This is a genomic window from Glaciimonas immobilis (assembly GCF_011947285.1).
Lineage (GTDB): Bacteria > Pseudomonadota > Gammaproteobacteria > Burkholderiales > Burkholderiaceae_D > Glaciimonas > Glaciimonas immobilis.
Map to the genome: position 1 here is coordinate 897,731 of NZ_JAAOZT010000002.1, position 11,035 is coordinate 908,765.

An 11,035-nucleotide genomic window follows, 5' to 3' on the forward strand; every position below is an offset into this window, starting at 1 on the left:
ACACAGTTTCACCAAACGTCGACCCCAGCACGCAGGGTCGACACGGCGCATGAACACAGAGTTAACTTTGGAGCTGCCAATGTCGCTGCATCACATTGACATCCTCATCTGGCTGCTCTTGGGTACGACCACCAACCCAAAACTGTGACGTAAATCGATCACTGAGCCAGTTGTTCGCGTTGACGAGCTTTTCCGGAACCTGACTTTCGTAACCGGTCACTTCAAGACCAAAACCTACAAGTGACGGCATCGTCCGTAATGTTGTCAGTAGCCTTATTTTGCCAGCGCCTGCATCTTTTAATATTTGCGCAGCGATACCTTGGCTTACTACGTCCAGCATTTTCGCTAGTCCAACGGAGTCCTCGCTCATTACCCGCCCTATTAATCCGGCCTGGTTCTCAGGCTGCTGCAACAAGATCATCATACCCACACCCACGCCGGAGATTTTTTCCAAAGCCTGATTTAAGGAAAAGAAATTGCCGCAGCCGTTTACCTGCAGCATCTCCATCGCCGATGGCATATCCTGCACCCCTACCAAGGTCTCGGTCGTAGCTTTAATATCGCCTTTGAGTATGGCAAAATGTTCGACGCCTGATAAAGTCTCGCGATAAGCAGTCAAATTGAATCGGCCGTAATTGGTCTTGATGAAACGACTTGCTACCCGCTCCACCAACTTTTCGGTTCGCATGCGGTAGCTGATCAAGTCTGCGATAGTCCCGAGTTTTAGGCCATGCAGTTTTGCATAAATAACCAGATCCGGTAAGCGTGCCATCGTCCCGTCATCCTTGAAGATTTCGCAGATCACTGCAGCAGGCTCCAATCCGGCCAGCCGTGCAAAATCACATCCCGCTTCGGTGTGGCCCGCTCGCCTCAACACGCCGCCCGGTTGTGCGCGCAATGGAAAGATGTGCCCAGGTTGAATCAGGTCAAGATTAGTCGCATCAGGTGCGACAGCGGCCTTGACTGTACACGCACGGTCTGCTGCCGAAATACCGGTCGTTACACCGGTCGCAGCTTCTATCGAAACCGTAAATGCCGTGCTGTGGGAAGTTCGGTTTTCGACAACCATTTGCGGTAAGTTAAGGCGCCTGCAACGTTCATCCGTAAGCGTCAGGCAGATGAGCCCGCGACCATGCGTAGCCATAAAGTTGATTACCTGCGGCGTCGCAAACTCTGCCGCCACCACAAGATCTCCCTCATTTTCGCGATCTTCTCCATCAACTAAAATGACCATCCGTCCAGCTTTCAGCTCAGCGACAATCTCTTCGGTCTGCGCCAGGTTTATGTTCATGCTTTTCTCCTTATTGAAGCGGCCACATTTTTCCAAAGGGCCAGTAGCCGTACAAATAAACCCAGCCCGTTATCAATACTTCGATGCCGACAAAATAGGTAACTGCGATAGTCAGCCCCATAGACCGCGTATTTGCACGACCCATCAATTGATAAAACAAATACCAAAGTATGCCGTAAGTAACCCATTCGAAAGCCCAGCCAAGGTCGCCGCCACGATAAGCCTGGATCGCAAAGGGAATGGTAATGATAGCGACCAGCAGACAGTACAAGCCAAGAGCACGCTGGTCCACAGCACCGCGAATTGCATTGATACCGACCCATATAAATGTCATCGCAAATAGCATTACCGCAGCAGACAATGGAATGTTTGAATGCGCCCACGCGAAATAAACTGATCCGATTGCCCCCAGAGTTCCGGCAAGCAGGTTATAAATGCCGACATCGCGCGTATCAACTTTTTGCCCTAGCCAAGCCGCATTTAGCGTTACTGCTATGCCTATGAACATCAAGGGAACGCCTAAGAAATCACCCGTCATTGTGAGTCTCCTTATTTTAATATTATAAAATCCAACATTTGCGGGATAGATCACCCCTTTATTCCACAATGATGTGGTTAAGGCATTCCTGGAATTCATCGTCTTACAGCGTTAGGATTGAACGCCCGCAGCGTTGGTGCACGAAGCGGTCGAAATCAATCCGTGGCGGACTACAAATTTACATGTTCGGATAGTTCGGACCAGAGCCACCCTCCGGAACAGCCCAGTCAATGTTCTGCGTAGGATCTTTGATATCACAGGTTTTGCAATGAATACAATTCTGCGCATTGATCAATAACGCCGGGTTGTGGCCGTCTGCATCGCGCACGATCTCGTACACGCCGGCTGGACAATAATTTTGCTCTGGTGCCCCGTATTTTGTGAGATTGACTGCGATTGGAATGCTTTTATCACGAAGCTGTAAATGCACCGGTTGATCGGCATCGTGCTGTATGTTCGACAGAAAGATCGAGGAAGTTCTATCGAAAGTAATCTTGTTATCTGGCTTGGGATAGGAGATGGGCAAACATTTTTTTATGTCTTTGAGCATTTCATGATCGGCATGGTGGCGCAAGGTCCAGAGCCCTCTTCCGCGGAGCACGTAGGTATCGAACGCGGCGTGCGCCATGCCCGCGATTAAACCCCATCGAAACGCAGGGCGAATGTTTCTGGTCAGGCGAAGCTCCTGCCACAACCAGGAGTTTTCGAGGCGTGCGCGATAGTCGCTGATTTCGGGTTCGATGACTCCAACTGATAAATGGTCGAAGGTCGCTTCGGCGGCGACCATGGCCGACTTCATTGCTGTATGTATGCCTTTTATCTTCGACACATTGAGAAAGCCAGCCGTGTCGCCAACGAGCATGCCACCAGGGAAAGTAAGCTTCGGTATAGACTGGAATCCACCCTCGGACAAGGCGCGTGCGCCATAGGCGATGCGGCGTCCTCCCTTGAAGGTTTCACGAATCGCTGGATGTGTTTTAAATCGCTGAAACTCATTGAAGGGGCTCAGATGCGGATTCGAATAGTCGAGTCCAACAACGAACCCCACCGCGACCTGATTGCCTTCCAGGTGGTACATAAACGAGCCGCCATAGGTTTGGTTATCTAGCGGCCAGCCGACCGAATGCATCACGAGTCCGGACTGATGCTTTTCGGGCGCGACCTCCCACAATTCTTTTATCCCGATGCCGTAGGTCTGCGCGCATACACCCTTGCGCAGATCAAACTTTTTGAAGAGTGTTTTGGTCAGCGAGCCATGGCAGCCTTCGGAAAAAATCGTCTGCTTCGCGTGCAATTCCATACCCGCCTGATAACGGTCAGTGTGCGCGCCCGCCTTGCTTACACCAGTGTCTCCTGTGGCGATACCGTAGACGACGCCATCTCTGTAGAGTACCTCGGCGGCAGCGAACCCTGCATAGATTTCAACGCCAAGTGATTCGGCCTGTTCCGACAGCCATCGGCAGAAACTGCCTAAGCTTATTACGTAGTTTTCCCCGTTGTGCATAGATGGCGGAGTCGGCAGTTTCATCGCTTTATTTTTAGTAAAAAACATGAAACGGTCCTCTTTTACTTGCGTAATGAGGGGCGCGCCCAAATTTTTCCAATCCGGCAGGAGTTCGTTCAGGGCGCGCGGTTCCAGCACTGCCCCGGCAAGGTTATGTGCGCCGACGACGGCACCCTTTTCGATCACGCAGACTGTTACTTCGCGTTTATGTTGTTTCGCCAGTTGTTTCAGGCGAATAGCGGCTGACAGACCCGCTGGCCCTGCGCCGACTATCACCACGTCATACTCCATGAACGAACGATCTAACACTCTCACTCCTTGAAAGTTGGTCAATCAACGTCTTACCAGGACTTGCGTACGGGTGCAATTCACTAATGACTGGCAGCCTGATGCACAAGCTGCGGCCAATCCATAATGTAACCAAGCTTTTCTGACGCTGACCGGCTGAGTAATCCGCCATGCATCTCGGATAACAATACTCGTCAGCCCACGCCCTGCGTAAACTGCCCACCGGAAGTAACTGTGCTTTTCATTTTATGGATTTCGGCAACCAATGCTGGCAGCACTTCCTTGTGATCGCCAACAATGCCATAGCGGGCCTCATCGAACATTGCGGCGTCCGGATCACTGTTAATGGACACGATGGTCTTGGCTGCACCAATACCTGCCAGATGGTGGCTGGCGCCGGAGATGCCGACCGCAATATAGAGATCGGGTGCGACGGTCTTGCCGGTGAGGCCGATCTGCCAGGAGGGCGGACACCAACCCAGATCACAAGCGACGCGACTGGCGCCTACCGCACCACCAAGCTGACTCGCAAGTTTTTCCAGCTCGCGAAAGCCATCGGGGCCGCCCAAGCCGCGCCCGCCGGCCACGATGATGGTCGCGCTTTCTAAACTAACGCCTTCTGATACTTCCCGCTGCCGATCAACGACACGCGTACGAAGGGTGGCGGGATCAATGTCGATAGGGACGCTTATAACCTCCCCTACACGACCATAGTCCGCCACAAGGGCTTCCTGGGTCTTGGCTTTTACGGTCGCGATTGCCGGCTCGGTGTTAATCGACAACACTTCGCGAGCATTGTTGCCATAGCACGGACGGGTTATATGAAACGCACTGTCTTTGACAGCCAACTCGATCGCACCCATTGCAACCATCGTGCCCAGGCGAAAAGCAAGGCGCGGAGCGAGATCAGCGCCTGTGGCGGTATGGTTGAGTAGCACGATCGCTGGAACCGCTTGCAGAGTAATCTTAGCGACGCTTTGGACCCAAGCGTCGGCCTGATATTCTGAAAGTGTAGGATGGTCTGCCAGGTACACTATGTCAGCCCCGTGGGCGATAAGCGTTTGCGTTGCCGCATCGATTGCGGAACCGAATACAGCTGCAAAAACCTTGCCGCCGGTGTCTTTGGCCAATAGTGCAGCCAAGCCAAGCAGTTCGCAGGTTGGTCCGCTCGGCTTACCCTGCTTCAATTCAACTATTACCAATATGCCGTTTGCTTTTGTCATGACTGACTCCGTAAGCTGATATAAGACGGTTAAATAAGCTTGGCCTCTTGCAATCGCTGTACCAGGTTTCGTGCAAGTTCTTCTGGCGAGGCACCTTTAATCAACTCGCAATGACGCGCCTTGACTGGCACATACAGCCTTTCCAGGCATCGGCGCGCGCCCGCGTTACCGACTTGGGTTGCTGCGAGTCCAAGATCGGCGGCAGTCCATGCCTGTACAGGCTTGCGCGCTGCACGCATGGTTTCACGCAGGTTGGCAGTGCGAGGCGTGCCAAGCTCGTTGGAGATCGTGACCACCGCCGGTAGAGCCGTTTCAACGGTTTCGAACCCGTCATCCAAGACACGAATCACGCGCAGCGTCGACGCGTCCACCTGCACAGATTTAGCGAAGGTAATAGCAGGAATACCTAGCATTTCGGCAATGCCACATCCGACGATTCCTGCGTCCCAGTCAGCCGCCTGGCGTCCGGTAAGTACCAAGTCGCACCCACCTAACTTTTTGATTGCCTCGGTCAGAACCAGCGCCGTCGTGAATGCATCGCCACCGTCGAAACTTGGATCGGTCAGTAATACGCCTTCGTCAGCGCCCATCGACAATCCGTACTTAATGACATCGCGCGCAGAGGGTGGGCCCATACTCATGATCGTAATTTTTACGTCCTCACCCTTTTCCCGGATACGCAATGCTGCTTCCATGGCCTGCTCATCAAAAGGGCTTACCACCATTGACATGCCGGCGATTGCGACAACCTGCTTGTTCACCTCGTCCACTCTAAAAATACTGGATGCGATTTCAGGGTTGGGAACCTGCTTGGCACAGACAACGATATGCATTGAGGTACTCCTCTATTAGCGGATTTCAACATCAACGGGAACAATCCCATCAAAGTGCTTTTGCTGAAAATTCCAGGGTTGTGTAGGCTGGATGCGGCCAATTTCGTCATACGCGCGCGCCATTATCTTGTAATGACCCGGCTTGTGGACCTCCCACACAAACGACCAGCGTTTCCATAACCATTTGTCTTGGTGTTCTTCAACGTAGGCCTCGCGCCAACTTTCGCCGTCATCGAGACTCACCTCAACGCGGGTAATGGCTCCGCCACCGCTCCAGGCAAGTCCGCGCACAGCATGTGCACCGGGCTCCATCGGCGAATCTTCATCAATTGGATACGTTATGATGCTCTTGCATCCCAATGCCTTGCATGGCTTGCGATCGGTCGACTCGGGCGTGTCTGCCAGAACGAAGTAATGCGTCTGGTAATAGCAGTCAGGAGTGTAGTCGAGTAGCTCGATCTCTTCGATCCACTTGACCCACCAGTTTCCAGACCACCCGGGCACTACCAATCGAAGTGGTGCACCATGTACATGCTGCAGATGTTCTCCGTTGTGCGCCCATGCGAGGATCGTATCCGGGTGTAGTGCTTTTTCAAGCTCCAGCGCCTTGTCATAGTTAATGATCCCCGGATCGAATATCTCGATGTCGGTGCGACCTGAAGATAGATACTGTGCGGTTGGATCTGGCCGGCCCTTGTCAAATCCGACGAGATGCACGCTGACGGCACCCGCCTTTACTCCGGCTTTTTTAAGTACTTCCGACAATGGCACACCGGTCCACTCGCCGCCGCTGACCAGACAAGTGGTCGGAATGGTATTCAAAAGCTCAGCCACTTCCGGCTTCTTGCCGTCCGGGACCATCTGATTCCACCCTCCCGCTTCTGCCTGCTTCTTCAGCCGCGACGGTTTCTTGCCGCCATTTTTTTGCCACCCGAAAAACTCCCCGTCGTCCCCAGCGCACTCGGTTACCACGCGGACCGTCCGGCTTGGTAGCAGCTGCAAATCCTTCAACGTCAGTTTCAGCGGCCGATCTACCATACCGGTCACCGAAAAAACGTAATCGTCTGGGTGGATAGGTTCTGGCATATTCAGTTGGGCGATGATGTAATAGGCATCGGTCGGCGTAATCAGGCCTTCTAGTTCAAGAATTGGGGTCCGGGCGTAGATCGTTCGCCCATCTGCATCTTTACTGGGCATCAAGCGCGCTCTTTTTCGATCGGGCCAACCCTGAGTCCATTCGCCTTCCAGTTCTTCGCGAGCCATAATCGAAATCTCCTAGTATTTATTTAAGATTAATAAAGTATTACAACCGCGAGCACCCGAAAAACAGGCCATTTAATTTGCCAGCTACCAATCAGAATCTCGCAGCGAAAAACCACTTTGAAAGGCCAGCTCGGTCGCGCGTAAATGCGATAACTCCGGGAGCCGCGTCACCGGCAGGCACCGCCGAAACAGGCTCGCCCTCGCTTTCATTTACCTGTATAAATCCTGGTATTTTTAAAATGCTATCGTGCTCTGGACGAATCATCTTCACACCCAAACAATCTTGGGCGTCTTCTGTCCACGTGAACGAATTAAATCAATAGCTTTTTGTACGTCGCATCCCGTCTCGTCGAGGACCGCTCTGCAGTCAAGCGTACCGGCCCTGGTTTCCTTGCGAACTGCCTTAATCATCAGGGCAGTAACTTGAAGTTTTAACGCATCAATTTTTGCCGGAACAAGTTCCGCCAAAAAGCGAAATTTTCCACCAAAATAAACGGTAGCCTCACCCTCATGGACGTTTGCGTGCTCCACGATCCCGGTGAGAATGACGTGATCGCCACCAGGATGAAATTGGTCGACCTTGCATTCAAGCGAAGCAAGCGCATAAGGCAAAACGGGCAGTCCACTCTCCCCTAATACGAACTCGCCACCGGCGAACTTGTCAGCCCCCGTCGTCGCAAAGCGCATTGCGAGTTGTTCATAGTCCTGACTGAGAATGTTGACCGCAAAGCGGCCCGACGAGGTAAATGTCTGAAAGCACTCTGCTTTGTTAGAAAGACAGATCAAGATCATCGGTGGATTACACGAAAGTGAAGAAAACGCGGTTGCTGTGAATCCCCGCGATTGTCCCTCCGTATCAAGCGTAGTAACGATCGTCACGCCGCTTGGAAACGAGCTCATTGCTTTTCGAAAGAGTTTGTCATCAATTTTCATAGATCTTCTCCATTTGGAAACCAGCACAAATAGCGAATTAATTTTTAATATAGCGACCACGGTGGTTTTAGCCTGCGTTTTCCGCAAAAAGCTGCTGCTTTTGCAAGTTTAAGATGCTTGCAATAGCCTAACTGAACCCGGTGGATGCAATATTTTGTACGCTATGTGAACAATTGTTTTAATGCCGCGTACTGCCTCAAAAGATAATTTCTTTCATTCAAATTAGCATAGTTCGTGCCAGACCAATTTATCGTCCTGATCACTCCCGCCGCCGAGGTAATTTTGGCCAGAGCCTTGGGGAATTTGACTCTAGGCGCCTGCTCTACCGTGCGTGATGAAACGGGTTGGGTCGCGTTCGTTTCTTTGAGAAACGATACTGTTTCTAATCGAAACGTCGTAGTAAATGAAAAACCTGTAGGTGTCGACCTAAGTAGTCGGCCGTGAATAATTCAATTTTTCAGTTCAGTGGTGATGTCGTCAGATGCGATGTGAGAAATCGGCGCCCCAAGTTGTCCAGAATTTGGTCACAAGAAAGCCGCAGCTTTCTCAAGATCATGCGTAAATTGTGCCAGCACCGCTCAGAATCGCGTGCATCGCATCACCCAAGGCTATGAGCCAGCTTTTGTCGAGCTTGCCGCCCGATTTCATATGGCCAATGGTCGGCTCAATGGCACTGTGGCGCTTAATTATCGCCTTCAGAGCCCGTGTCACACCGCGCCGCTGTCCTGATTTCCAAATCTGTACACCGACAATGTCGACAACCTTCGAGGCGGCGAGCACTGAGTTGAGCGAACACATTACTAAAAATGTTATGCGACAGGTTCGGAAAATAATTATGTTTTCATGTGAAATGATCGAAAGTTGCAATCTTTTTTAAGTAAAAATATTTATGGTATGCCCACCATCTCATTCACGGAAATAACACATGCTGAGTTCAATAAGTAGCGGCGGTAACACACCATCATCAAACCTGAGGAAACTCTCGATTCAGGATTTGATTGATAATACTTTCAATGTCATCGATCCTTTAACCGTAAAAAAGGATACTGATATTGCAGCCTCCTTGAAACAAGTGGCCGAATCTGGAAGCGATATCAAGCAGCAATATATTAAAGGAATAAAAGAAAAACTTTCCGAGGTAGCGTGCGCGGATAAAGAGTATATAAAAAATGATATTTGCATTTGCAGTGACTTTTTGAATGGCATCGGCGACACCAAACTTTCCTTGAAAGAGAGTCTGATACAACAATCGGTTAATGCCATTAAAATTGGGCTCCCGACGTTTACCATGGCTAATTTATTTATTACCGATGAAACTAGTCATGACAGAGAGTCTGTTAATTTTAATCGCCTACTGCCGGAAGTTGGCCTCGCAGCGCAAAATTATGGTCCCCTGGGAAGAAAAATATTATCAGAGGGACTTAAGCACGTCCTGCAAGGAGATAAAAAGGAAGAGCGTTATGACAAACTCGTAACCGTTATTTTTGACGAAGAACCGAGTAATGATGCAGTAAAAACATCTACTTCAGATTATTACCAGAGCCACTGGGCGAAATTCCGTAATACCTTAGATGAACTTTACGACCCCACCAAACTCGTATAATTTGCAGTTTAACCATAAATTTATAGAGAGATGTTTGAGTAGTCGCGAAGAGATGACCTTCTAACGCGATAGATTTGCAGTGTGAGCAGGCGGATACACCCTTACGCCAGTTGGGTGACCGATACATCGGCTGAAACTCGGCCTCTACCAATTCGCGGCCGGTGCAGCGATCATACCGACAAAGACCGTTCCCAAAACGCTTGATGATCAGCGCGCACGATAAGCCTGAGTGTAAGCGGCTAGCGAAGTCTCCTTGACCCCTACACCGTTTAGCGATCCGCGTTAGGAGACGGTTGACAGGTCAAGGTTCCAGCGGTGCGGCAAGAGTGAGGATATGTCGCTGGCTTTTTGAATAGGCAAACGCGTGAGCACATCTTTGAGATAAAGATACGGATGGTGTCCATTGAGCTTGGCGGATTGAATAAAGCTCATGATCGCTGAGGGCTGCCGCGCGTTCTCCGGCGCGCAGGGAGCCGACGAATAATCAGTTTCATCTCCCAATTGCCTCCGGTTTTATTTGATTTTCAATCCAATTGTTATCGATGGGAAGGTAGGCGTTATCGAAGTAGCGGACGAGGGCATTCCAGCGTTTGAGATTGTAATCCAGTTCCTTGGCAATGGCGGACCACTCCGGTACCATCTGGCGTTGACTCTGCATCCACGCATGCAGCATGTCGGCAATCGGTTTTGCGCACGCCATGCGAATTTTCCGCCATTCTTTGGACGTGAGGGTGAGGACCTCCCGTTCAATATCGTAGAGGGCCGTAAAGAATTTCCAGCTTGCTCGGCAATCTAGATTTGATTGGCGATTGGCAGATCAAAGAATTTTCGGCGTGCGTGTGCCATGCCGCCGATTGTCAAAATGCCCTGCTGGAATCCTTTTTTGTAGTCACCATAATCGTCGCAAATCAGACTGACATTCCAGTCGCCAAGGAATTTCTGGCGTATTCTTCTGCCCGACTTTTGGCAAAGTCATAAACGACGACCCGCAGAGGAGAGAAACGTGTGCTCGCAGAGGCCCACAGATAGCCACGGTGGTCTTCTTGTTACCCGTACTCAACATGGGCAGCGGTGTTTCATCGGCGTAAAGAACCTCTTCGCGCAACATTTCAGCGCGCAGCGCAACCCCCCAATACCTACCCAAGCACCCAGGGTTGAAATTGGCAACGACAAACGGACGCGCCCGAAGATACTGATTTGCCGGTATAAAGGGGGGGGGATGATAGGCATACCCGGCCACCAGCGCCTGAGCCAGCAGTGCTGCAGCGGGAATGCCTTCCTCAATCACTTGGGCCGGGAGAGGTGCCTGAATCAATGTCTCACAGCTCGCACAAGCCCATTGCCCGCGAACATGACGTTCGACGCTGAATGCGCCTGGCGTATAGTTAAGTTTCTCACTGATATCCTCGCCAATGCGTTGTAGTTGGCAGCCATAACGGCAAGTCAAGTTGTCTGGTTCGTGGCAAATTTCAATACTCGGAAATTATGAGGTCGAGTACGAAGAATCGTGCACTACGCTAAGCTGCGCGCTGGCCGCGCTACGACTTTGCCGGGCCGCA

General features: G+C 51.2%; 8 protein-coding genes and 2 pseudogenes. 1 reads left to right on the forward strand and 9 read right to left on the reverse strand.

Translation table 11 applies throughout. The annotated features are described in order from the left end of the window. Positions 1-61: 61 nt before the first annotated feature. The 8 genes and pseudogenes from ribBA to HAV38_RS06415 form a co-directional block, all read right to left on the reverse strand. Positions 62-1,285, reverse strand: a complete 1,224-nt coding sequence (ribBA, locus tag HAV38_RS06380) for a bifunctional 3,4-dihydroxy-2-butanone-4-phosphate synthase/GTP cyclohydrolase II (protein WP_168053635.1) — start codon at positions 1,283-1,285, stop codon at positions 62-64. A 16-nt stretch (positions 1,286-1,301) separates the two neighbouring features. Next, the gene (locus HAV38_RS06385; protein WP_168053436.1) at positions 1,302-1,829 is read right to left on the reverse strand and encodes an AmiS/UreI family transporter; all 528 of its coding nucleotides are present in this window, start codon (positions 1,827-1,829) and stop codon (positions 1,302-1,304) included. A 178-nt stretch (positions 1,830-2,007) separates the two neighbouring features. Continuing rightward, entirely contained in the window at positions 2,008-3,624 is a 1,617-nt protein-coding gene (locus HAV38_RS06390; protein WP_168053637.1) for an electron transfer flavoprotein-ubiquinone oxidoreductase, read from the reverse strand. 191 nt (positions 3,625-3,815) lie between these two features. Then, complete coding sequence (locus tag HAV38_RS06395; protein WP_168053438.1) at positions 3,816-4,844, reverse strand: electron transfer flavoprotein subunit alpha/FixB family protein; 1,029 nt, start codon at positions 4,842-4,844, stop codon at positions 3,816-3,818. Between the two features lie 29 nt (positions 4,845-4,873). After that, entirely contained in the window at positions 4,874-5,677 is an 804-nt protein-coding gene (locus HAV38_RS06400; RefSeq protein WP_168053440.1) for an electron transfer flavoprotein subunit beta/FixA family protein, read from the reverse strand. A 15-nt stretch (positions 5,678-5,692) separates the two neighbouring features. Next, entirely contained in the window at positions 5,693-6,940 is a 1,248-nt protein-coding gene (locus HAV38_RS06405) for a molybdopterin-dependent oxidoreductase (RefSeq protein WP_168053442.1), read from the reverse strand. Between the two features lie 267 nt (positions 6,941-7,207). Then, positions 7,208-7,873, reverse strand: coding sequence for a flavin reductase family protein (locus HAV38_RS06410; protein ID WP_168053444.1), 666 nt, complete (start codon positions 7,871-7,873; stop codon positions 7,208-7,210). A gap of 457 nt (positions 7,874-8,330) precedes the next feature. After that, positions 8,331-8,626, reverse strand: a pseudogene (locus HAV38_RS06415) (hypothetical protein); the annotation flags it as partial. Positions 8,627-8,798: 172 nt separating this feature from the next. On the opposite strand from HAV38_RS06415, the gene HAV38_RS06420 reads away from it, so the two are divergent. After that, positions 8,799-9,476 (forward strand): hypothetical protein, encoded by a 678-nt coding sequence (locus tag HAV38_RS06420; RefSeq protein ID WP_168053446.1) that lies wholly within the window; start codon positions 8,799-8,801, stop codon positions 9,474-9,476. Positions 9,477-9,758: 282 nt separating this feature from the next. Here the strand turns inward: HAV38_RS06420 and tnpC are convergent. After that, positions 9,759-10,959, reverse strand: a pseudogene (gene tnpC / locus HAV38_RS22085) (IS66 family transposase); the annotation flags it as partial. Positions 10,960-11,035 lie beyond the last annotated feature (76 nt).

Coding starts and splice junctions, on each gene's coding strand:
- HAV38_RS06385 (WP_168053436.1), bottom strand. CDS start 1,829: ATGACGGGTGATTTCTTAGGCGTTCCCTTGATGTTCATAGGCATAGCA.
- HAV38_RS06395 (WP_168053438.1), bottom strand. CDS start 4,844: ATGACAAAAGCAAACGGCATATTGGTAATAGTTGAATTGAAGCAGGGT.
- HAV38_RS06400 (WP_168053440.1), bottom strand. CDS start 5,677: ATGCATATCGTTGTCTGTGCCAAGCAGGTTCCCAACCCTGAAATCGCA.
- HAV38_RS06405 (WP_168053442.1), bottom strand. CDS start 6,940: ATGGCTCGCGAAGAACTGGAAGGCGAATGGACTCAGGGTTGGCCCGAT.
- HAV38_RS06390 (WP_168053637.1), bottom strand. CDS start 3,624: ATGGAGTATGACGTGGTGATAGTCGGCGCAGGGCCAGCGGGTCTGTCA.
- HAV38_RS06420 (WP_168053446.1), top strand. CDS start 8,799: ATGCTGAGTTCAATAAGTAGCGGCGGTAACACACCATCATCAAACCTG.
- HAV38_RS06410 (WP_168053444.1), bottom strand. CDS start 7,873: ATGAAAATTGATGACAAACTCTTTCGAAAAGCAATGAGCTCGTTTCCA.